At 52.8% G+C, this 22,900-nt stretch carries 22 protein-coding genes; 11 read left to right on the top strand and 11 right to left on the bottom strand.

What is annotated here, in order from left to right; all coding sequences use genetic code 11:
• Positions 1-4 precede the first annotated feature (4 nt).
• Together J4613_RS08990 and J4613_RS08985 are read right to left on the bottom strand one after the other, a co-directional pair.
• Entirely contained in the window at positions 5-1,234 is a 1,230-nt protein-coding gene (locus J4613_RS08990) for a polysaccharide deacetylase family protein (protein ID WP_000245312.1), read from the bottom strand.
• 61 nt (positions 1,235-1,295) lie between these two features.
• Entirely contained in the window at positions 1,296-1,736 is a 441-nt protein-coding gene (locus J4613_RS08985) for a PTS sugar transporter subunit IIA (protein ID WP_000901960.1), read from the bottom strand.
• Between the two features lie 369 nt (positions 1,737-2,105).
• On the opposite strand from J4613_RS08985, the gene J4613_RS08980 reads away from it, so the two are divergent.
• Genes J4613_RS08980 through J4613_RS08965 form a run of 4 tightly spaced genes read left to right on the top strand, consistent with a single transcriptional unit; the run spans position 2,106 to position 7,043 of the window.
• Entirely contained in the window at positions 2,106-2,645 is a 540-nt protein-coding gene (locus J4613_RS08980) for a fimbrial protein (protein WP_000777532.1), read from the top strand.
• Positions 2,646-2,692: 47 nt separating this feature from the next.
• The gene (stiB, locus tag J4613_RS08975) at positions 2,693-3,376 is read left to right on the top strand and encodes a fimbrial biogenesis chaperone StiB (RefSeq protein ID WP_001086403.1); all 684 of its coding nucleotides are present in this window, start codon (positions 2,693-2,695) and stop codon (positions 3,374-3,376) included.
• Between the two features lie 26 nt (positions 3,377-3,402).
• The gene (locus J4613_RS08970) at positions 3,403-5,955 is read left to right on the top strand and encodes a fimbrial outer membrane usher protein (RefSeq protein WP_111742457.1); all 2,553 of its coding nucleotides are present in this window, start codon (positions 3,403-3,405) and stop codon (positions 5,953-5,955) included.
• A gap of 8 nt (positions 5,956-5,963) precedes the next feature.
• Positions 5,964-7,043, top strand: a complete 1,080-nt coding sequence (locus J4613_RS08965; protein ID WP_079987366.1) for a fimbrial protein — start codon at positions 5,964-5,966, stop codon at positions 7,041-7,043.
• Positions 7,044-7,159: 116 nt separating this feature from the next.
• On the opposite strand, the gene J4613_RS08960 is transcribed toward J4613_RS08965, so the two are convergent.
• Both J4613_RS08960 and J4613_RS08955 read right to left on the bottom strand, forming a co-directional pair.
• A complete protein-coding gene (locus tag J4613_RS08960) occupies positions 7,160-7,930 on the bottom strand; it encodes an ABC transporter permease (RefSeq protein WP_000983418.1) in 771 nt (256 codons plus the stop codon).
• Positions 7,927-8,853, bottom strand: coding sequence for an ABC transporter ATP-binding protein (locus J4613_RS08955; protein WP_000150619.1), 927 nt, complete (start codon positions 8,851-8,853; stop codon positions 7,927-7,929). Before J4613_RS08955 ends, J4613_RS08960 begins: the two co-directional genes overlap by 4 nt.
• A gap of 108 nt (positions 8,854-8,961) precedes the next feature.
• Between J4613_RS08955 and can the strand changes: the two genes are divergently transcribed.
• Positions 8,962-9,624 (top strand): carbonate dehydratase, encoded by a 663-nt coding sequence (can, locus tag J4613_RS08950; RefSeq protein ID WP_000651591.1) that lies wholly within the window; start codon positions 8,962-8,964, stop codon positions 9,622-9,624.
• A 57-nt stretch (positions 9,625-9,681) separates the two neighbouring features.
• Here can and hpt read toward each other — a convergent pair whose 3' ends face one another.
• Positions 9,682-10,218: a hypoxanthine phosphoribosyltransferase gene (gene hpt, locus J4613_RS08945; RefSeq protein ID WP_000683343.1), complete on the bottom strand. Its 537-nt coding sequence runs from the start codon at positions 10,216-10,218 to the stop codon at positions 9,682-9,684.
• Between the two features lie 205 nt (positions 10,219-10,423).
• Between hpt and J4613_RS08940 the strand changes: the two genes are divergently transcribed.
• Positions 10,424-12,814, top strand: coding sequence for a pyrroloquinoline quinone-dependent dehydrogenase (locus J4613_RS08940; RefSeq protein WP_111742458.1), 2,391 nt, complete (start codon positions 10,424-10,426; stop codon positions 12,812-12,814).
• A 77-nt stretch (positions 12,815-12,891) separates the two neighbouring features.
• On the opposite strand, the gene cueO is transcribed toward J4613_RS08940, so the two are convergent.
• A complete protein-coding gene (gene cueO, locus J4613_RS08935; protein WP_000946047.1) occupies positions 12,892-14,502 on the bottom strand; it encodes a multicopper oxidase CueO in 1,611 nt (536 codons plus the stop codon).
• 201 nt (positions 14,503-14,703) lie between these two features.
• On the opposite strand from cueO, the gene J4613_RS08930 reads away from it, so the two are divergent.
• The 3 genes from J4613_RS08930 (at position 14,704) to speD (ending at position 16,833) form a co-directional block, all read left to right on the top strand.
• Positions 14,704-15,051 carry a YacC family pilotin-like protein gene (locus J4613_RS08930; RefSeq protein ID WP_000846613.1) on the top strand — a complete coding sequence of 116 codons (348 nt, stop codon included), beginning with the start codon at positions 14,704-14,706 and terminating at the stop codon, positions 15,049-15,051.
• 106 nt (positions 15,052-15,157) lie between these two features.
• On the top strand, positions 15,158-16,018 hold the full coding sequence (gene speE / locus J4613_RS08925) for a polyamine aminopropyltransferase (protein WP_000829973.1): 861 nt from the start codon (positions 15,158-15,160) through the stop codon (positions 16,016-16,018).
• Between the two features lie 20 nt (positions 16,019-16,038).
• The gene (speD, locus tag J4613_RS08920; RefSeq protein WP_000734293.1) at positions 16,039-16,833 is read left to right on the top strand and encodes an adenosylmethionine decarboxylase; all 795 of its coding nucleotides are present in this window, start codon (positions 16,039-16,041) and stop codon (positions 16,831-16,833) included.
• Between the two features lie 29 nt (positions 16,834-16,862).
• On the opposite strand, the gene J4613_RS08915 is transcribed toward speD, so the two are convergent.
• The 5 genes from J4613_RS08915 to yacL form a co-directional block, all read right to left on the bottom strand.
• Entirely contained in the window at positions 16,863-17,630 is a 768-nt protein-coding gene (locus tag J4613_RS08915; protein WP_000678254.1) for a DeoR/GlpR family DNA-binding transcription regulator, read from the bottom strand.
• Positions 17,631-17,639: 9 nt separating this feature from the next.
• Positions 17,640-18,623 carry a D-threonate 4-phosphate dehydrogenase gene (locus J4613_RS08910; protein ID WP_000448745.1) on the bottom strand — a complete coding sequence of 328 codons (984 nt, stop codon included), beginning with the start codon at positions 18,621-18,623 and terminating at the stop codon, positions 17,640-17,642.
• A complete protein-coding gene (locus J4613_RS08905; RefSeq protein WP_000783302.1) occupies positions 18,613-19,884 on the bottom strand; it encodes a D-threonate kinase in 1,272 nt (423 codons plus the stop codon). The genes J4613_RS08910 and J4613_RS08905 overlap by 11 nt, the downstream gene beginning before the upstream one ends.
• Positions 19,881-20,834 carry a 2-keto-3-deoxygluconate permease 1 gene (locus tag J4613_RS08900; protein ID WP_001022089.1) on the bottom strand — a complete coding sequence of 318 codons (954 nt, stop codon included), beginning with the start codon at positions 20,832-20,834 and terminating at the stop codon, positions 19,881-19,883. Before J4613_RS08900 ends, J4613_RS08905 begins: the two co-directional genes overlap by 4 nt.
• Positions 20,835-21,068: 234 nt before the next feature.
• Positions 21,069-21,431 (bottom strand): protein YacL, encoded by a 363-nt coding sequence (gene yacL, locus J4613_RS08895; RefSeq protein WP_000384308.1) that lies wholly within the window; start codon positions 21,429-21,431, stop codon positions 21,069-21,071.
• Between the two features lie 270 nt (positions 21,432-21,701).
• On the opposite strand from yacL, the gene J4613_RS08890 reads away from it, so the two are divergent.
• A complete protein-coding gene (locus J4613_RS08890; protein ID WP_001101536.1) occupies positions 21,702-22,025 on the top strand; it encodes a hypothetical protein in 324 nt (107 codons plus the stop codon).
• Between the two features lie 409 nt (positions 22,026-22,434).
• Complete coding sequence (locus tag J4613_RS08885) at positions 22,435-22,899, top strand: membrane protein (RefSeq protein WP_000110442.1); 465 nt, start codon at positions 22,435-22,437, stop codon at positions 22,897-22,899.
• The last annotated feature ends 1 nt before the right edge of the window (position 22,900 follow it).

Below are 22,900 nucleotides of genomic sequence, written 5' to 3'. Positions count from 1 at the left end.
GTCCTTATCCCTGCGGCTGGTTGCTGATCAGCCGCGACATGGTTTCCAGCGAATCCGTGCGCAGAATATACAGCCTTTTGAGCAGCATCGGATTATCTCCCGGCTTCACCTTCCCTCTCACCGTGGTGACCGCCAGATGGAAACCGGCGTCTTTTGCTGCTTTGATCGCGGTCGCGTTATAGCCGCCAAAGGGATAAGAAAGATAAAATACGTGCGGAGTAAACTGTGTGAGCGCCCTCCGCGAACGTTCAAAATCAAACAGAATATTATGGTAGCTGCGGCTATATAAAATCGGGCGGCGATGCCCGTCTACCCGGTGTAAAAAATGGGTATGCGACTGAAAATCAAAAACATCGCTTATCTTGCGCAATTCGGACACGCTCATAAATTGCAGCGACCTGGGATTCCATTTTTGCGGATGGCGCTTAATACGCGATGAGATAATAAATGCCGTCGCTTTCATATCGTACTGCTTTAATACCGGATACGCATAGCGACTCACCGATTTAAGGCCATCATCAAAGGTGATAGCCACCGCGCGCGCCGGGAAATTAGCGCGGTTATAGATGTAATCCTCCAGTTGGTACATCGTCAACGTGGCATAGCCGCGATCGCGAAGCCAGGTCATTTGGTTGCTGAATGCCCGAACCGAAGTCGTGGTGGACGTATGGCGAAAACGAGTATTCTCTTCATCACGTAAGATGTGATGATAGGTCAAAATCGGAATGCCGTTGTCTTCCTGCGCATCCATGGCGCTGACATAAGCCAGCCTGTCGCCAATACGGATCTGATACCAGGTTTGATGTAGCCGGCCTTTCAGCTTGCTAATAATGGGGTAACGCAAATTATCCACCAATACGCCAAACGGGGCGCTACTGATGTCCGGCGCGTTATACACCGGCGTGTCCTTCCAGGTCACCAGATTCTGATTGCTGAGCGGCTTGTTAAGATCGCCCAGGCCATCTTCCACTTTTTGTTTTCCCTGCACGGATTCCAGATGGCCTTTATCGATAAAGCCCACACCGAAGCCGAATTTAAAGGCATAATAATCAGCCGCAACAGGCGTTACGGAAAGAATTTGTCCGGCGCGGATATTCCCTACGGTCACCATTTTGTCGCCAATCTGCGACCAGATGGCGGCATCTTTCGTCGTTTGCATATAACGAGCGGGCAAGGCAGCCAACACATTACCGGCGAAAAAGAACAGCAAGATAAGAACAACGCGCATAACCATATATCATAACCGAGGCGAAAAAACGCCGTCATTGTAGCAAAAGCGTCGTCAATGGTATTGATCAAAACTCATACGAATCATGCAGCAATACAAAAGGCGGATTTTTCTGCTGCTGATGCCAGAGACTGGTGACATCCGGCGCGCCAAGCGCGACAATCTGGTCGCGAAATGCTGAACTGCTCATTGACTCTCGCCAGGTAATCATTTCCTCCATCAATGAATAGCTAACACCGGAAATAACTTCACATTGAGAATGTTTATGGCTCATCAGCGACGCTACACGATAAGGCGCCGCGCCGGAAATGTCGGTTAAAAATATCACGCCTTCACCGGAGTCGGTGGCATGGAGGGCGTCACACATCATGCGGCTGAGCATATTTACGCTTAACCCACGCCAGAAATTGACCGCCCGACACTGCGCCAACGGCCCATACTTCTTTTCAAGACCTTCGAGCATTTCCTGCGCCCGATCGTCATGACAGGAAATGACCCATCCCAGCATAACTTCTCCTCCATTGAGCTCCAATCCTGCATGATGTCAGCATGTTTTTTTGGCCGACAACACACTATGACCACGATCATTTTTTATTCAAAAAAATTTGCATTATTTTTAAAATTGTTAGCAGCCTTCATAGAATCTGGCCCATTAAAGGGTAATCACGGCGATTCAATTAAACAAACACTCACCAAAATAATTGATTAAATATATATTATAAATATTTCATATTTATGTATTCTGAATTTTTCTTCTCGCCGTAAAAATCATCGGACATTATATTTACTCATTCGGGAATAAAAAGAACAATAACTTTCCACACTATAGATATTGTTACTATGTCAATATTTATAATATCTTAAAGGATCAAAGATAATGAAACTCTCCTTAAAAACACTCACTGTGGCACTGGCCGCCATCACCCTCTCCCCCGCCGCGCTGGCAGACACCGCCAAAGACGGCACCGTACATATCACCGGCCTCATTAAGCAAAACGCCTGTACGGTAAAAACGGATTCAGTAGAGGTGACATTACAGGAAGAATTTGCCTCTCTTTTCACTGCCGCAGGGCAGACGGCAGGGGATACAGACTTCACCATCGAACTCGAAAACTGCGACGCAAACGTCTACAGCAGTGTACAGGCGCGCTTTGAAGGCACACTCGACGGAACCGATGCGACCATCCTGAAAAATGAGGATGATGCTGAGAATATTGGCGTGCAAATTCTTGATAAAACTAGCACCCCTATGACCTTTAACGATCTTCAGGCATGGTCTGCCCCAGTCAACCTCCCTACAGCAGAGGGGGTGACGGAACTCTCAATGCCTTTCACCGCCCGCTATATCGCCACCGCGGTTCCCGTTAAGTCGGGAACGGTCGATGCAACCGCAACATTCTATCTGCAATATAACTGATCCTGGCGGCCAGCGTCGGCTGGCCCCTTTGTTTATTGAGGTCATCAATGAATTCATTGGCTAAAGCAGGGTTGCTTTGTTGCCTGTTGTGCGGTTCGCTGGCGCATGCCGCAGGGATAAACATCGGCACAACGCGGGTTATTTTTCACGGCGATGCCAAAGATGCGTCCATATCGATAAGCAATAACGACAACGTTCCCTATTTAATTCAGTCCTGGGCGCAATCGATCAGCGAAACAGGGGCGAGCGGCGATGCGCCGTTTATGGTCACCCCGCCGCTTTTTCGCCTTAATGGCGGGCAAAAGAACGTACTACGAATTATCCGTACCGGCGGCAATTTGCCGGAAGATCGCGAGTCGCTGTACTGGCTGGATATTAAATCGATTCCCAGCAGCAATCCGGACAATAAACACAACACACTCATGCTGGCCGTTAAAGCGGAATTTAAGCTGATTTACCGGCCAAAAGCGTTAACCCAAAAACCAGAAGAGGTTGCCGATCGGTTAACGTGGTCGCGTCAGGGTCGCACGCTCACCGTGAAGAACCCCACGCCCTATTATATGAACTTCGCCACCCTTTCCGTTGGCAGTCAAAAAGTGAAAGCCCCGCGCTATGTGGCGCCTTTCGGCAACGCGCAGTACACGCTGCCTGCCGCCGCCAGCGGCCCGATTGTCTGGTCTATCATCAACGATTTTGGCGGTACTGGCCCCGAACATAAACAAACGCCTTGAGAAGAGTGACAGGGATGAGAGTGCCGATGCGCAAAAGGCAACACCGGGTATTTTATTTATCGCGCTGCGCTGTGTGTATCGCGCTGGGCAGCACGTTCGCACACGTTGCATGGGCGCGCGACTATTTCAATCCGGCATTTATTGAAAACCATGGGCAGGCGAGTCGCACAAGCGTCGATCTGTCGACATTTGATAACGACAAAAGCCAGCTGCCTGGCACCTATTACGTCACTATCAATATCAATAAAACAGAAATCGGCGCACGAAACGTTGATTTTCAACTCGCGACGCTCAGTGACGGTCAACAGGCATTACAGGGCTGTTTACGGCTCCAGGAACTAAAAGATAACGGCGTCAAAACCGACCTTTTTCCAACGCTGGAGAGTGAAAAAGGCTGCGTCGATCTCAGCGTTATCCCCGGCGCCAGCCAGCGGTTTGATTTTCAGCAACAGGCATTATCAGTAAGCATCCCGCAACTCTACATCGCCAACAACGCACGCGGCTACGTACCGCCGGAAAAGTGGCAGGAGGGGATTACCGCGCTGATGCTGAACTACAGCTTCAGCGGCTATAAAGAGTACGGTTCCAGTGAGGATTCCGACGATGCGGAATCGAAGTATCTCGCTCTCCAGCCGGGTTTTAACCTCGGGCCGTGGCGTTTTCGCAACTACAGTAACTGGAGTTCAAATAACGGCGAGAGCGGTAGCTGGAACAGCGTTTATAACTATTTACAGCGCGACATTATCGCGCTGAAAAGCCAGTTTACCGCCGGAGACAGCAATACGCCATCCGACGTGTTCGACAGCGTACCTTTTCGCGGCCTCCAGCTCACCTCTGACGATCAAATGCAGCCCAACAGCCAGCGTGGTTACGCCCCGACGATTCGCGGCATCGCCCGCTCAAACGCGCAGGTTATCGTGCGGCAAAACGGCTATATCGCCTATCAGACCGCCGTTTCGCCGGGCGAATTTGAAATCAACGATATGTTTCCCACCGGCAGCAACGGCGACTATGACGTGACGGTAAAAGAAGCCGACGGCAGCGAACAGCATTTTATCGTGCCCTACTCTTCGCTGCCGATTCTGCAGCGCACCGGACGGGCAAAATATAGCGTGACCGTGGGTAAATATCGCGATTATAACAACCACACGCTGGACGACTTCGGCCAGGCGACCCTGCTGTACGGCCTGCCGTGGGGCATCACCCTGTACGGCGGCAGCCAGATTGCCGGCGATAAATACCAGTCCGTCGCCTTCGGCGTCGGGCAAAATATGCAGATGCTGGGGGCCATTTCCCTGGACGGCATCTGGTCGCACGCCAAATTTGACGATGGCCGCAAAGAAATCGGGCAATCCTGGCGCGTCCGCTACAGCAAGGGCGTCGTCAGTACGGGCACCACGTTTTCGCTGGCCGGCTATCGTTACGCCAGCGAAAACTACAATTCGCTGAGCGAGGTGATCAACCCGGACGATGATTTTTATGATAACTACGGCAAGCGCCATAATCGTTTCGAAGCTTCGGTCAACCAGCAAATTAGCAATACGCTCGGTTCCTTAACGCTAAGTTGGGTCAAAGAAGATTACTGGTACAGCGCGCAGCAGATGGAATCTCTGAGCGCCAGCTACAACAATAGCTGGGGTCCGGTGAGCTATACGCTGAGCTACAGCTATAACAAAAACACCTACCAGTACCGATCGGACAATGACAATGACAATGACGATAACGACGACGATCGTTATAACCAGAACGATCGGCTGTTCACGCTGTCGCTGCACGTTCCGTTTACGGTGTTCGATTCCAGGCTATACGCCAGCTATATGCTGAACACGCGTAAGCACGATGCCACGGTGAACAGCACCACCCTTAGCGGCACCGCGCTGCGTGACAGAAACCTGAACTGGTCGTTACAGCAAAGCCACAGCACACAAGACGGTGATTCCGGCGGGGTAAACGCCAGCTATAAAGGCACTTATGCCAACCTCAACGCCGGTTACAATCAGTCGCCAGATAGCCAACAGGTCAGCTACGGCATCAGCGGCGGCATTCTGGCGCACGAAAACGGTATTACCCTGAGCCAGCCGATTACCGGCGCGGCGATTTTAATTAAAGCGCCCGGCGCCAGCGGCGTTTCGGTTGAAAACCAGACCGGCGTCGCCACCGACTTCCGGGGTTATACGGTGATCCCCAACGTCACGCCGTATTATCGCTACGATATCTCGCTCGACAGCAGCACGTTTGCTGACAACGTGGATATTCCGCTCAACAACCAGACCGTCTACCCGACGCGTAATGCGGTGGTGCGCGCGGCGTATGACACGCATAAGGGCTATCGCGTGTTGTTAACGCTGACGCGCAGCAATGGCGAGCCCGTGCCCTTTGGCGCGACGGCAAGCGTCGATGGGCAGGATGCGAACCTGGCCAGTATCGTCGGCGATAAAGGCCAGGTCTTCCTCAGCGGCCTGCCGGAAGAGGGCCTGCTGCTGGTGAACTGGGGAAGCGCCTCTTGCCGCGCGGATTACCGCCTGGATATCAGCAAAAATATGAACGGCATAGTGATGGCGAACGCCGTCTGCCAGTGAGGAACACAATGAAGAATTTATGGATGCTGCTGGCGCTGTCGCTATTTTCAGGCCATGCGCTGGCAGACGGAACGATGGGCAACGGAAGCGGCTGGTGTCAACCCACCAGCGGCACGCATAATTTCTTTTTTCCCCTTGACCAGACCATTACCGATACGGATGAGAACCAGGCAGGGAAAATAGTCAAAGAGAGTTGGTCGGTCGGCGGCGAATACAGCGCCAGGTGCGACTGCGATAATAAAGATTATCAGGGCGTTAACTATTTCACCGCCACGACCGGCGATTTAACACAAAAAGGAACGTACAGCGAAGCGGGTAGCAATGGGCAACAGATGGATTTTTATGTTCTGGTCGCGGGTAAGCTGGAGATTGGTACGGAAACCTACATCGTCGGTAACCTGAAACAGTATATCCCCGTTCCCTTTTCAGCGATCAGTAATCAGGACCCCACCGCAGGCGGGTGTACGGGCGCGGACATAAACAAAATGTCCGCAGGGAATAAGGGTAACGTGCGTATTTATATTACTCACCCATTGGTAGGTGAAATCACCATTCCTGAGACGACGATTATGAATCTCTATTTGTCAAAAACGCCAGGCAGCAGCGGAGATAATATTCCCCCTTCCGTTCCACCGATGGCGCACGTCACCATGTCCGGGACCATTACCGTGCCGCAGTCCTGCTCCATCAACGCCGGGCAGGTTATCGAGGTCAGGCTACCGGATATTGAGGGCAAAGATATTCGTCACCTCGGCGACAGTCCGCAGAACTCGCACGTCACCACTCAGGTAAACTTTACCTGTAGCAACGTGGCGGACGGCACCAACCTGTCGATGTCATTAAATGGCGTAACCGATCCGCACAACCCGGACTACCTGAAAACTGACAATGAGAATTTGGGGATACGGATTTCCGATAAATACGATAATACCATCGTTCCCGGCAGCAGCGCCGAATTGCCGATTGAAGATTACACTGACGGTAGAGGCAGCACCGAGTTCACCGCCGCGCCGGTCAATACCACCGGACATGTTCCCCACACCGGAGAATACCAGGCCACCGCCACGCTGGAGATTCAGATTCGCTGAGAGAAGCGTTGGGTTTCGACAAGCCTCACCTACCGACCCGTAACCCATTGATATTACGGACCCGTAGATGAAGTGAAGCGAAGCGCAACCCAACGCCCCATCTCCCCAGTCAGCGCTTAACTGCGCAACCCGCGCCCGCGCTGGATCAGCGACCAACACAGCAGATAGAAAGCAGCGATAAAGATCACCAGTACGCCAAACGTCGTCACCAGCGGCACATCATGGATACCCAGAAAACCATAACGGAAACCGCTGATCATGTAGACGATCGGGTTCAGGTGCGACAGCCCTTGCCAGAACGGCGGCAGCAGCGTCAGCGAGTAAAATACCCCGCCGAGGTAGGTCAGCGGCGTCAGCACAAAGGTCGGGATCAGACTGATATCGTCAAAGGTTTTCGCAAACACGGCGTTCAGCAGTCCGGCCAGCGAGAACAGAATCGCGGTCAGAATCAGCGTTAGCGCGACAAATACCCAGGAATGCACCTGGAAAGGCACGAAAAAGAGCGAAATCGCCGTCACCAGAATCCCTACGCACAGCCCGCGCGCTACGCCGCCGCCGACAAATCCGGCGATGATCACGTGCGTTGGTACCGGCGCGACCAGCAGTTCCTCAATATTGCGCTGAAACTTGGCGCTAAAAAATGACGACGCGACATTCGCGTAGGAGTTAGTAATGACCGCCATCATAATCAGGCCCGGCACAATAAATTGCATATAGCTAAAACCATGCATTTCGCCGATGCGCGAACCAATCAGGTTACCGAAAATAATAAAATAGAGCGTCATGGTGATGACGGGCGGCACCAGCGTTTGCACCCAGATCCGCATAAAGCGGTGGATCTCTTTCGCCCAGATGCTTTTAAGGGCAACCCAGTAAAGCTGCATCATGCGCGATCTCCTTGTTTTTCATGCACCAGCGACACAAACAGTTCTTCCAGACGGTTGGCTTTATTACGCATACTTAATACCTGAACCCCCTGCTCGCTCAGTTGGCTAAAGACGCTGTTAACCCCCTGCTCGCGTAACACTTCCACCTCCAGAGTCGAGGTATCCACCAGACGATATTGATAACCCGTAAGCTTAGGTAGCGGGCTTTTTGGCGCTAAATCCAGAATAAATGTCTCCGATTTCAGCTTTGAAAGCAGATTTTTCATGGAAGTATTTTCCACCAGCTCGCCGTGCTGAATAATACCGATATTGCGGCACAGCATTTCCGCCTCTTCCAGATAGTGGGTGGTGAGAATAATGGTGGTGCCTTTGGCGTTTAAGTCTTTCAGGAATCCCCACATCGAGCGACGCAGTTCGATATCAACGCCCGCCGTCGGCTCGTCGAGAATCAATAGTTTAGGCTCATGCATCAATGCGCGGGCGATCATCAGGCGGCGTTTCATCCCACCGGACAGCATCCGCGCGCGTTCATGACGTTTTTCCCACAGATCGAGCTGTTTTAAATACTTTTCGCTACGTAAAACCGCCTCTTTATGTTCCACGCCGTAATAACCCGCCTGATTCACTACGATCTGTTGCACCGTTTCAAACGGGTTAAAGTTAAACTCCTGTGGCACCAGTCCAAGCTGTCGCTTGGCGTTAACCACGTCTTTTTCCAGGTCGTAACCAAAAACGTTAACGCGCCCGGACGTTTTATTAACCAATGAGCTGATAATACCGATGGTGGTCGATTTCCCTGCTCCATTTGGCCCCAGAAGCGCGTAAAAATCCCCCGCTTCGACCTGCAAATCTATGCCGCGCAACGCCTGAACGCCGCCGGGATAGGTTTTTTTAAGTTGTTGAAGTTCCAGCGCAATGGTCATAAATTCTCACTTACTTTACGTTCTTACACTTTATATATGGTTTAAATAATTACGGAGTTGCCCTATATTAGCCCAACGCACTTATTTGGTTACAGGTCGTTAACTTCCATGAAAGACATAGATACACTCATCAGCAACAATGCACTATGGTCAAAAATGCTGGTGGAAGAGGACCCCGGATTTTTTGAGAAACTGGCGCAAGCGCAAAAACCGCGCTTTCTATGGATTGGATGTTCCGACAGCCGCGTTCCCGCAGAGCGTTTAACCGGGCTTGAACCGGGCGAATTGTTTGTTCACCGTAATGTGGCTAACCTGGTTATTCACACCGATCTGAACTGTCTCTCCGTGGTTCAGTATGCGGTAGATGTTCTGGAAGTTGAGCATATTATCATTTGCGGCCACTCCGGTTGCGGCGGTATCAAGGCTGCGGTAGAAAACCCTGAGCTGGGCTTGATTAATAACTGGCTGCTGCATATCCGCGACATCTGGCTTAAACATAGCTCGCTGTTGGGAAAAATGCCCGAAGAGCAACGTCTGGACGCGCTCTATGAATTGAACGTCATGGAACAGGTCTATAACCTGGGGCATTCCACCATTATGCAGTCAGCGTGGAAACGCGGTCAGAATGTGACCATTCACGGCTGGGCGTACAGTATCAATGATGGCCTGCTGCGCGATCTTGACGTCACCGCCACCAACAGAGAAACGCTGGAGAACGGCTATCATAAGGGTATTTCCGCCCTAAGTCTGAAATACATTCCCCACCAATAAGCCATTAGCTATAGGCCGGATAAGTCGCTTTAGCGACGCCATCCGGCATTTCTGCGCTTACTCGTCCAGCACCACCACTTTACCAACATACGGTAGATGGCGATAACGCTGAGCGTAGTCGATACCGTAACCGACTACAAATTCGTCCGGAATCGAAAAGCCAACGAACTCAACCGGCACGTCCACTTCGCGGCGAGAAGGTTTATCCAGCAGCGTACAAATCGCCAGCGATTTCGGCTCGCGCAGGCCCAGGATTTCACGGACCTTCGACAGCGTATTACCGGAATCAATAATGTCTTCGACAATCAGCACGTCTTTACCACGAATATCTTCATCCAGATCTTTGAGGATTTTCACGTCGCGTGTGGTGGACATGCCGCTACCATAACTGGAGGCGGTCATAAAATCGACTTCATGAGGAACCTGGACTTCACGGCACAGGTCCGCCATAAACATAAATGAGCCACGCAACAGACCTACCAGCACCATTTCACTGCCGCTGTCTTTATAACGTTCGGTAATCTGACGACCCAGCTCGGCAATACGTGCTTTGATCTCCGCTTCGGGGATCATGACTTCAACAGTATGTTTCATATTTATAACCATATGATTTAAAAACAAATCACTCAATGCCGGTGACTAATAACGCCGCATTGACGCGCAAGGCACGCAGTATAACAGCAAACGTATTCATTCGCGGCATTTGATAAGAAAGCTCATTTTGTGATGACGATCACACATGTTAATTCCTATACTTAATTGCTACTAAAAAATTAACAATTTGGGATGGTGTCTTTTTATGGCAGAAAATAACGCACGATCGCCACGATTACTCGTGACGCTGACGGCCCTCTTTGCAGCACTTTGTGGGCTGTATCTTCTTATCGGAGGTGTCTGGCTGGTTGCTATTGGCGGTTCCTGGTACTACCCCATCGCGGGCCTCGTGATGCTGGTTGTGGCCGGATTGCTATGGCGCAGTAAACGTGCCGCACTGTGGCTGTATGCCGCCCTGCTGCTGGCGACAATGATTTGGGGCGTGTGGGAAGTCGGGTTCGACTTCTGGGCGCTCACGCCGCGTAGCGATATTCTGGTGTTTTTCGGCATCTGGCTAATATTGCCGTTTGTCTGGCATCGGCTGGTGGTTCCTTCCAGCGGCGCAGTGGCGGCGCTGGTCGTGGCGCTGCTGATTAGCGGCGGCATTCTGACCTGGGCTGGCTTCAACGACCCGCAGGAGATCAACGGTACGCTTCGCACCGACGCCACGCCCGCCGCAACAAGCTCGTCGATCGCCGACGAAGACTGGCCGGCCTATGGACGTAATCAGGAAGGCCAACGCTATTCGCCGCTGAAACAGATCACTGCGGATAACGTTCACCAACTGAAAGAAGCGTGGGTCTTCCGCACCGGCGATCTGAAACAACCCAACGATCCGGGCGAAATCACCAACGAAGTGACCCCGATTAAAGTCGGCGATACGCTTTATCTGTGTACAGCTCACCAGCGTCTGTTCGCGCTGGACGCCGCCAGCGGTAAAGAGAAGTGGCATTTTGATCCTCAGTTGAAGACCGATTCGTCTTTCCAGCATGTGACCTGCCGCGGCGTCTCTTATCATGAGGCCAAAGCGGATACCGCCTCGCCGGAGGTCATCGCCGACTGTCCGCGCCGTATTATCCTCCCGGTCAACGACGGTCGCCTTTTCGCGGTGAATGCCGAAACCGGCAAGCTGTGTGAAACCTTCGCCAACAAAGGCGTCCTGAATCTGCAAACCAATATGCCGGATACCACGCCGGGACTGTATGAACCGACGTCGCCGCCGATTATCACCGATAAAACAATTGTCATTGCCGGTTCGGTCACGGATAACTTCTCTACCCGCGAAACGTCCGGCGTTATCCGTGGTTTTGATGTTAATAGCGGTAAACTCATGTGGGCCTTCGATCCGGGGGCGAAAGATCCGAACGCGATTCCAGCCGATGAGCACGCTTTTACCTTTAACTCGCCGAACTCCTGGGCGCCTGCCGCCTATGATGCGAAACTGGATCTGGTCTATCTGCCGATGGGCGTGACCACGCCGGATATCTGGGGCGGTAACCGCACGCCGGAGCAGGAACGTTATGCCAGCTCCATCCTGGCGCTGAATGCCACCACCGGGAAACTGGCCTGGAGTTATCAGACCGTCCATCACGATCTGTGGGATATGGACCTGCCGGCACAGCCGACGCTGGCGGATATTACCGTTGACGGTACTACCGTTCCGGTTATCTATGCGCCAGCGAAAACCGGTAATATCTTTGTGCTGGACAGACGTAATGGCGAGCTGGTCGTGCCCGCCCCGGAAAAACCGGTCCCGCAGGGCGCGGCAAAAGGCGATTACGTCGCCAAAACTCAGCCGTTCTCTGATTTAACCTTCCGCCCGAAAAAAGATCTCTCCGGCGCGGATATGTGGGGCGCGACCATGTTCGACCAACTGGTGTGCCGCGTCATGTTCCACCAGTTGCGCTATGAAGGTATCTTCACCCCGCCGTCCGAGCAGGGAACATTGGTATTCCCTGGCAACCTGGGGATGTTTGAATGGGGCGGTATTTCCGTCGATCCAGACCGTCAGGTCGCTATCGCTAACCCGATGGCGCTGCCGTTTGTCTCGAAGCTGATCCCACGCGGCCCGGGTAATCCAATGGAACCGCCGAAAGACGCGAAAGGTACTGGTACAGAAGCGGGTATTCAGCCACAGTACGGCGTACCATTCGGCGTCACGCTGAATCCGTTCCTTTCGCCGTTTGGCCTGCCGTGTAAACAACCGGCCTGGGGCTATATTTCCGCGTTGGATCTGAAGACCAATGAAATCGTGTGGAAGAAACGTATAGGGACGCCGCGCGACAGTATGCCGTTCCCGATGCCGGTTCCGGTGCCGTTCAACATGGGGATGCCCATGCTGGGCGGGCCAATCTCAACCGCCGGTAATGTGCTGTTCATTGCCGCGACCGCCGACAACTACCTGCGCGCTTATAACATGAGCAACGGGGAAAAACTGTGGCAGGGACGTTTACCCGCCGGAGGCCAGGCAACGCCGATGACCTATGAGGTAAACGGTAAGCAGTACGTGGTCGTTTCTGCCGGAGGCCACGGTTCGTTTGGTACGAAGATGGGCGACTATATCGTGGCCTATGCTTTGCCTGACAACGCGAAATAACCATTAATGCCCGGCGTATGCCGGGCATTGTGCCGGGTGGCGGTTTCGCCTTACCCGGCCTGCGTCACAGACATCGGTCAGACCGTAAATCCTAACATCATTCCCGTATCTTCATGTTCTAACAGATGACAGTGCGCCATATAGGCATGTTCCTTCGGTGCGTCGTGATCGAACTTGACCAGCACTTCGCTGATCCCCCCCTCAACGCGTACCGTATCCTTCCAGCCCGTTCTGTGCGCCGCTGGCGCTTTGCCATTCTCTGACAAAATACGGAACTGCGTGCCGTGAATATGGAAAGGATGCAGCATCATGTCACCCACGCCGGAAATCACCCAACGTTCATGTCGGCCTTTTTGCGCCGCGAACATCGGTTTGTTCATATCGAAGACCTGGCCGTTGATAAAGTTAGCGTTATGGAAGTCGAATTTTCCGCCGTGATTCATATTGCCCATCGCGCCATGATTCATCCCGCTGTGATCCATGTTGCCATGATCCATTTCGCCATGCCCCATATTGCCGCCCTGCATATGCGCGTTCATGCTGTCATGATCCATGCCGCTCATCGCCTGAGCGCCATATTTCTTCATCAGCATTTGCATCCCCATCATATCAAGACGCGGGTCCATCGACAGTTTCAGGTTGCGCACCGTCAGCCCTTCCAGCGACGGCAGCGCCGGCATCGTCGTCAACGTATCCGGCAGCGTACCGGAGGCGGTAATCCGCAGCGGCTGGATACGCATCACCGGATGCGGTTTATCAAACGGAGCGATCGCCATTCCCATCTGGCTGACCGGCAGGGTCACCAGATCAAAGGCTTTCCCGTCGCTGATATCCACCAGCACTTCAAAACGCTCGCCCATTAATAACGGCAGTTCGGTGACTTTCACCGGCTCCGCCAGCAGGCCGCCGTCGCTGGCGATCACATAAAGCGGGCGATTATCGCTGGCGGCGATATTCAGCGAGCGCGCATTACAGCCATTTAGCAAGCGCAGACGTAGCCAGCCTTTCGGCGCGGAATGCTGCGGATAGATAGCGCCATTGGTCAGCAGCGTATCGCCAAACCAGCCGACGGCGGCGGTCATAATATCCAGTTGATAATCAATCTGGCCATCGGCGGAGAAGCGTTTGTCCTGAATGATCACCGGCACATCGTCGATGCCCCACTGTTTCGGCAGGCGCAATTTGCGAATCTCGTCATCTTCAATCAGCACCAGCCCGGCAAGGCCCATCGCCACCTGGCGCCCGGTTTTGCCGTGTTTGTGCGGATGAATCCAGCAGGTCGCGGCGCGTTGCTCCGGCGTAAACGTCACCGTGCGGGTTCCGCCTGCGGGAATAATCCCCTGCGGGCCGCCGTCGACGATGCCCGGAATCTCCAGACCATGCCAGTGAAGCGTCGTGTCTTCGGCCAGTTGGTTATGGATATCAACGGTCACGCTTTTTCCTTTGTGAAGCTGTACCGCTGGCCCCAGCAAATTACCGTTGTAGCCCCAGGTTGTCGCGTTCTTACCGGCGAATGTCGACTGTCCGGCTTTAACAATTAACTGCATACGGTTGCTCGCATCTGCCGTTAGCAGGTCAGGAATAGGCAACGCGGGACGTTCGGCGGCAAAAGCGGCGCGGCTCCACAGCGGCAGCGCTGATGCAACCCCCAGCGCCACTGAATATTTTAAGAAATCACGGCGTAACATAATCATTTCCTTATAATGAACAGGCGGGTGTCTAAGCTTAGACCCTGCCCTAACGGGAAGGTCAAGCCAGCAACACGTCTTTACCATTCCTGACAGCAATACAATAAGAATGAAAACGCCGCGGCCAATCCTGATAATAAAAGTCGTCGCTACGTTCTCAGTATGCTAACGTTGACTTTCCCTGATGCCGTGGTAGAAGCAATGAAGACGTTTTTCAGACCCGTGTTGTTTGGCAGCCTGATGGCCTTATGCGCAAATAGCTATGCGCTTACTGAATCCGAAGCTGAAGATATGGCCGATTTAACGGCGGTTTTCGTTTTTCTGAAAAATGACTGTGGTTACCAAAATTTACCCAACAGTCAGATTCGCCGTGCGCTGGTCTTTTTTGCCCAGCAAAATCAGTGGGACCTGAGTAACTACGACACCTTCGATATGAAATCGTTGGGCGAAGACAGCTACCGCGATCTTAGCGGCATCGGTATTCCGGTCGCTAAAAAATGCAAAGCTTTGGCCCGCGATTCTCTGAGCCTGTTAGCCTACGTTAAATAATCCTCCGTGATCCTATTGCTGAAATAATGACCGTGCATCCACGGTCATTGTTAGCTATGATGTTGCGCCCTTTTTTTACGGGTGTTAACAATGGAGGTATCAGCCAATGGCCGAAAATACGATGTGGCATGAAACGCTACACGACCAGTTTGGTCAGTACTTTGCCGTAGACAACGTTCTGTATCATGAAAAAACCGATCACCAGGATTTAATCATCTTTGAAAACGCCGCTTTTGGCCGCGTGATGGCGCTGGACGGCGTGGTACAGACCACCGAACGCGACGAGTTTATTTATCATGAAATGATGACCCACGTCCCGCTGCTGGCGCACGGTCATGCGAAACACGTTCTGATTATCGGCGGCGGCGACGGCGCAATGCTACGTGAAGTTACCCGGCATAAAAACGTCGAAACCATCACCATGGTAGAGATAGACGCTGGCGTAGTCTCGTTTTGCCGCCAGTATTTACCCAACCACAATGCCGGCAGCTACGACGATCCGCGCTTTACGCTAGTGATCGACGACGGCGTGAATTTCGTCAATCAGACCCATCAGACCTTTGATGTGATCATTTCCGACTGTACCGATCCGATAGGCCCCGGCGAAAGCCTGTTTACCTCCGCCTTTTATGAAGGCTGTAAGCGTTGCCTGAATCCGGGCGGCATTTTTGTCGCCCAGAACGGCGTGTGCTTCCTGCAACAGGATGAAGCGCTCGACAGCCACCGCAAGCTGAGTCATTACTTCAGCGATGTCGGCTTCTACCAGGCGGCGATTCCGACCTATTACGGCGGCATTATGACCTTCGCCTGGGCGACGGACAACGGCGCTCTTCGTCACCTGTCGAGCGAAATTATTCAGGCGCGTTTTCATGCCGCCGGCCTTAAATGTCGCTATTACAACCCGGCTATTCATGCCGCTGCATTTGCGCTACCGCAATATCTACATGACGCACTGTCCGCACAGTGACGTTAAGGAGGTGATAAAAATTGAAAAAGCTGAAACTGCATGGCTTTAACAATCTGACGAAAAGCCTGAGTTTTTGTATTTACGATATCTGCTACGCCAAAACCGCAGAAGAGCGCGATGGCTATATCGCCTATATCGATGAACTCTATAACGCCAACCGACTGACCGAGATCCTGTCGGAGACCTGCTCCATTATCGGCGCGAACATCCTGAACATCGCCCGTCAGGATTATGAACCCCAGGGCGCCAGCGTCACGATTCTGGTGAGCGAAGAGCCAGTCGACCCGAAACTTATCGACCAAACCGAACATCCCGGCCCGCTGCCGGAAACCGTGGTGGCGCACCTCGATAAGAGCCATATCTGTGTGCATACCTATCCGGAAAGCCATCCGGAAGGCGGGCTATGCACCTTTCGCGCCGACATCGAAGTGTCAACCTGCGGGGTGATTTCACCGCTAAAAGCGCTCAATTACCTGATCCACCAGCTAGAGTCCGATATCGTCACCATCGATTACCGCGTGCGCGGCTTTACACGCGACGTCAACGGTATGAAGCACTTTATCGATCATGAGATTAATTCTATTCAGAATTTTATGTCGGAAGATATGAAGTCGCTGTATGACATGGTGGATGTAAACGTGTATCAGGAAAATATTTTCCATACCAAGATGCTGCTTAAAGAGTTCGATCTTAAGCACTACATGTTTCACACCAAACCGGAAGATCTCACTGAAACCGAACGCCAGGAGATCACCGCCGCGCTGTGGAAAGAGATGCGCGAGATTTACTACGGCCGCAATATTTCTGCGGTCTGATTCACCACTGGCAGCGCCTGACGGCGCTGTCACTCCGGCTGCACCAGCGTTAGCGCAAAAGCGCGCCCTTTCAGTTCAACCTGCGCTGACGGCGGCAGATTGACGTCAGTAATCACATCATTAAAGCGCTCAAGCGGCACCACATTAAAGAGCGAATGCGCGCCATACTTACTGCTGTCCGCCAGCAACACTTTGCGCTGCGCATTAGCAATAATCTCCTGTTTAAGCCCGGCTTTATCTTCCGTTGGGGTCGTCACGCCCGTTTTTACCCCCCATGAATTACAGCTCATAAACGCGATGTTCGGATACACGCTGCGCAACAGCTTACGCCCATGCTCACCGATACAGGACTGACTGCTGTCATCGATACGACCGCCGACAATCGTCACTTCAATTTGCCGGAACTCAGCTAAAAACAGCGCAATATGCAGATCGACGGTGATGACCCGCAGCGGAAGATGGGTTAAGCATTTCGCCAGTTCCATCATTGTCGTACCGGCATCCAGCACGACGGCATCGCCAGCATTCACCAGCGATGCGGCAACGCGTGCGATCGCCCGTTTTTCAGCGGGCGATCGCAGTTGTTTTTCATTGGTGGTGGGCTGGGCGGGTTCAAAACGCCGCAGCGCCACGCCGCCATGACTACGGCTGATCACGCCCTGCTCATCCAGCTTGATCAAATCGCGACGGATAGTGGCTGGCGATGCGTCAACCGCCTCAACCAGCTGTTCTACCGTAACCAGCGTATGGTTTTTCAGATACGCCACAATGAGATCCAGACGGTGTTGTCCTTTCATAACAGGGAATTATGCCAGTTGCATTGCCAGTTTGATCGATACGGCCATGCTCTCAGATTTTGCTTTTCCCGTCCAGGCGATATCAAATGCGGTGCCATGATCGGCAGAAGTCCGAATAAACGGCAGCCCCGCGGTGATATTCACGCCATCATAAAAGCCAAGCAATTTCAACGGAATATGCCCCTGGTCATGATACATCGCCACCACCATATCATACTGCCCCTCATAAGCCTGGAGAAATACAGTATCCGGCGGGCACGGCCCATAAACGTCCATACCTTTTGCGCGGGCATCGGTAATGGCTGGCGTCAGGATACGCGTCTCTTCATCGCCAAACAGGCCATTCTCGCCCGCATGAGGATTCACGCCTGCCACGGCGATACGCGGTTTAACGTAACCCACACGCTTGAGGAAAGTATCAGCAATGCCAATCACCGTTTCGACACGCGCAGTACTTAACGTATCAAGGAATTTACGCAGCGCGATATGCGTTGAAACGTGAATCACTTTTAGTTTATCGGTGTAAAGTACCATCGCGTAATCGCGGCTATGGGTCAGGGTCGCGAGCAGCTCGGTATGGCCCGGATAGTTGTGCCCCGCCAGGTGCAGCGCCTCTTTATTCAGCGGCGCGGTAGCGATAGCCTGTACGTCGCCCCGTAACGCTAACTCGGTGGCGCGCTTCACGCAGCGATACGCTAAATCCCCCGCCTGCGCCTGAACTTTCCCGGCCTCCAGCGCCTCCGGCTGCGCCAGCGGCTCATCAATCACATGAATGATGCCGGGCGCAAAACGCGCTTCGGCGACCCGTTCAATGGCCCGTAACTCGACGTTCGGCGTGATGCCCTTCGCCTGTAAACGTTTCAACGTTGCGAGGCATCCAATAACCACCAGCGGCGCGCCGTTGAGACCGTCTTCGCTTAGCGCTTTAACAATAATTTCCGGCCCAATGCCCGCTGGATCGCCCATGGTAATGGCAACGGTTTTAGTCTCCACAATACATCTCCTCAATATAATAAAGCGCGTCACACAACGTACTGTCTGAACCGAATCCGCCCGCTTTGGTAATGACCGGCAGATCGTCAATTTCGCTGTTTACAAACGTTCCACAGGGAATACAGGGCGCCACCTCGCTCTGAATGCGATAACCTTCAGCGCCAAGCGCGCCGGCGACGGCGGTAGCGATATCGCCGCCGGTCAGAAACAGCCCGCCAATCCGCGCCTGCTCGATAATGTTTAACGTGACGACGCCAAGCCGCTGGCTCAGTCGCTCGCCCAATTGCTGACGGCTCATCGCGGATTTTTCGCACAACGCGTCGATTAACTGTCGATCTTCTGCGCGACGGCTGGTGCGTAAAATCGTATGTCGATGCTGACTTAACAGCGCGCAGGCCTGCTCTACGACAGACGCGATTTCCTGCTCCGCGCTATCCGACACCATGCGCGCGGCATCAATATCCACGACCTCCGCACGTCCCCGGCACAGCGCATTATCCACCTGACGTCGCGTGGCTTCGCTCATCGAACCGGCCACCACCAGTACCGGCAGCCGCTGCCGGTCTTGCATAAAAAGTTCAACCGGCAACGCATTCGCCAGACCTGCTGCGCCGACGAGCAGCGGCATCGACGGTTGTTCGCACGCCGCTTGCGCAATCAACGTCAGGTCCCGCTCTTCCACCGCATCCACGACGATAATCCCTTCGCCCTCAGCCGCATAAGCCGTAAGTAAGGCGCTTAACCCGCCGCGTCGGACATCCTGCAAAAAGACTTCATACACAGGGATCTCACTTTGCAACGCCACTATCTCGGCAATGCGGGAAGAGACAATGGGCGTTTTCGGATCGCTGGCAAATTCGGTTTCCAGTAGCGGGACGCCATTAACCAGACATTTTCCTTCAAGCGTCGTGCGTCCGGCCGCAGGGATCGCGGCGGCGATAACGGCCAGTTTTCGCTGACTGGCGCGCATGGCCGCCGTCACTTCGGCGCCGATATTGCCGCGAAATGTGGAGTCGATTTTTTTGTACACCAGCGGCGCTGGCGATGTCTCACACCACGGGGAAAGCGCGGCATAAACGGCAGATGCCGCCTGATCTGCGGGCATCGCCCGGCTTTCGGTGTTAATGACTAACACATCGGCGCGGCGGGACGGTTTTTGCGACGCGCTCAACATGACTTCCGTTCTCGCCCCCTTCTTCGCCAACTGGACGCCGGTATCATTCGATCCGGTAAAATCATCGGCGATAACCATCATTTTCATGCGTTTTTCTCCAAAGAAGCCTGACGCGCCTGTTTTTTCGCAACCCAGGAGGTCAACACTGGCGTCAGGATTGCCGTGGTGATCACCGAGGCGGCAATCAGCGGAGCGGCAGCAGCGGCCACCTCGGCGAGCGAAGGGTCGGCCTGCGCAATAGCCAGCGGCGTCGCAACGGCATTACCCGCGGTGCTGGAGGCCGCCGCCCCGGCAATGCCAGTTCCGCCAACCAGACGATCTGCGCGAATATTAAAGAAACCGCCAACGAACGTTGTCAGCACGCCGAGCAGAATTCCGGCAAGTCCGCCTTGCAGTAACATTTCCAGATTGATGCCCGCCCCCAGCGCAAAAGCAAAGAAAGGAATGAGCAGCGGGCCGCCTTTGGTCAAAAAATCGCGCATATGAGGATCAAGATTGCCGAGGATCATGCCGACAACCAGCGGAACCAGCACCGCCACCAGCGCCATAATGGGAATGTTCGCCATCCCTGCCGCGCCCAGCGCAATCATCGTAAAGAAAGGGCCATCATTAAGAGACAAAATAGAGATAGCGCCGACGTCGCGCTCATTGCCGAATTCGCCTACCAGCGCAGCATAAAGTCCGCCATTTGAATTGCTCATCGCCGCGATAATCGCCACGCCGCTCAGGCCAAAAATACCCTCCGCGCCGAAAAGATGCTCCACGCCCAGGCCAATGCCGATGGCGACAAGCAACTTAGTGAGCGTAATCGTCCCGCCCTGCAATAACGCCTGGGGCGCAGCTTTCACACTGATACCGGCTCCCATACACAGCAGAAAAGCGCCAATTAGCGGCGCCGCGCCGTTTTTAAATAAGGCGGTGGTAAAACCGCCGATCTCAAGCGCCTGCGGGGCGAAGGTGTTAATGACTGCGCCAATAACGAGCGGTACGACCATCATGCCGCCGGGTACGCGCTCTATTGCTTTTTTGATGTTCATGGTCTTACCGCCTGTTGCTTGTTGTGATTGAATAAAATCATAACGATTATATTCAATCAAATTAAGATCACAAACGCGTCAGATCACAGTTTTAAAATGATTAATAAAAATCAAAAAATCATTCTGCTATAAAAAAGCCGGGATACTCCCGGCTGGAATGTTTGGCGACTTCGTTTCCACTACCGCCCCCAACTGTCCGTCGACTGGCGTTGTGGGACAATAACGAAGAGAGGGTCAGGCTTTACTGACGAATTCCCGATACGCGGCGACGACCCGCAGAAAATCCTCCATGCCGCACAGGGATAAACTCTCTTCATCGTAATAACTCATCCCCTCTTCCATCTCATCGCCGGAAAAATCCAGCTGATTGGCGCGAATCATCACTTCTTCGCCGTCCATCCAGATCGTGTATTCATGCCCTGCTCGTTGCCAGGAACGTTCGCTGCCTTTGACCGTACGCGCGGCTTGTTCTACTTCATCCAGTAGCGAGAGGTTGTCTTTAACCTCTTCATTAAACCAGTGACCGACCACCTCGTGGCCCATCGACATTCGTACTTTTACCCCTCCGGTAACGTCGCGCAGAAATTCGTAATCCATAATTGTTTTCCTCTGCCCTGGCAATGCGCCAATACCGCATTGCGCCTTAAGGTAATTATCGCAGCACGGTGAAAGAAAAACAGCGGGGCGCACAAAAGATAAAATAAAAATGCCAAAACAGTTTATTATTCATACAGAAAGTCACTCTAGCGCTTCAATATATCTACACGCACTCCGACAAAGTGCTACGTGCCGCACCGTGGGGTATTAAGTCTCCACGATTCACACACTCGCCGTTAGCGAAGCGCGATCTGGAAGAGTATTTATTTAATGAATGTGCTTTTCATATGCAGCCGAAATCAATGGCGCAGCCCCACGGCGGAGCAGGTGTTCCGCCGCTATCCTGGCCTTAGCGTCCGTTCCGCTGGCACCAGCCGCAACGCCAAAAAAAGCGTGTCGTGCGGGTTACTTCAGTGGGCTGACGTTATCTGCGTTATGGAGCAGAAACATAAAGACCGGTTGATGGCTGAATATCGTCGTATTATTGAAAATAAGCCCCTGCACGTACTCGATATCCCCGATGACTATCGCTATATGGACCCTGAACTGGTCAGGCAACTGGAAGAGCTGGTGCCGGAAGTGCTGGGGATATAGGCGTTGCCGCAAGGAAATGTCCATCATCGATCACGATTACATTCACTTACTCTCCGTTAAGCGAAAACTCGACGACAAATTTCACATCAGGCAGCGCGCCGTTTAGATGACCTTTTATTATGCGCCGGAAGAGAGCAGTCATTAAAAACGGCTGCCCCTCATCCAGCTATAGCATTACCAGCCCGGCGTCCCTCTGGCGTTTTTTCAGAAATCATCAATACCCTGCCCACGCCGACGCCTGCTAGTCTTTCAGACGCTTCCTTATCATCCGGGTCGTTGTCATGAAATTGTTGGCTACTTGATAAGCACTTTTCAACTGAACTCCAGCAATGGGCGATATCAGCAGAGAAGCCGTAGTGAGTTGTATTTTTTGTCAGACGGTTGAAGGAAAATTAAGGAAGGATACATTATGTCTGTATTTCGACGAATAATTTATCATAGCGGTTGGTTTATTCTGCTTGGGCCGTTAATAGGCGCAGCCACCGCGATAGGTGTCATAAACTATTCACCCGCCATTATTGGCGGACCAGACTCATTTTTGTTCTGTTTCTACAGAACAATACCAGCATTAGTTATTATTACCGGCTGGATATACAGTCTCCTCCCCGCATGGTTAACCGGTGTCGCCTGCGCGCTGATACCCCTGAAATTATATCAAAAAATAATTAACAGGATGATCCTTTGCGCCATTGCAGGCGGTCTGATCACGACGTTGTTTAATTTGGTGCGATATGGTTTTGACATAAGCATACTACCATTAATATATGGTGAAGTATTGATTATGCTTATTCCAGCGATTGTAGCCGGGGCAATAATGGGCGGGGTAATTACGTATTTGCCGGGGCTACGGGAAGTGAAGCGTAATAATAAATAAG

Source organism: Salmonella sp. 32020114201800008SM, from assembly GCF_017572025.1.
Classification (GTDB): Bacteria; Pseudomonadota; Gammaproteobacteria; order Enterobacterales; family Enterobacteriaceae; genus Salmonella; species Salmonella enterica.
The sequence above is the reverse complement of the archived record's forward strand: the minus strand, read 5'-3'. Positions and strand labels throughout refer to the sequence as shown.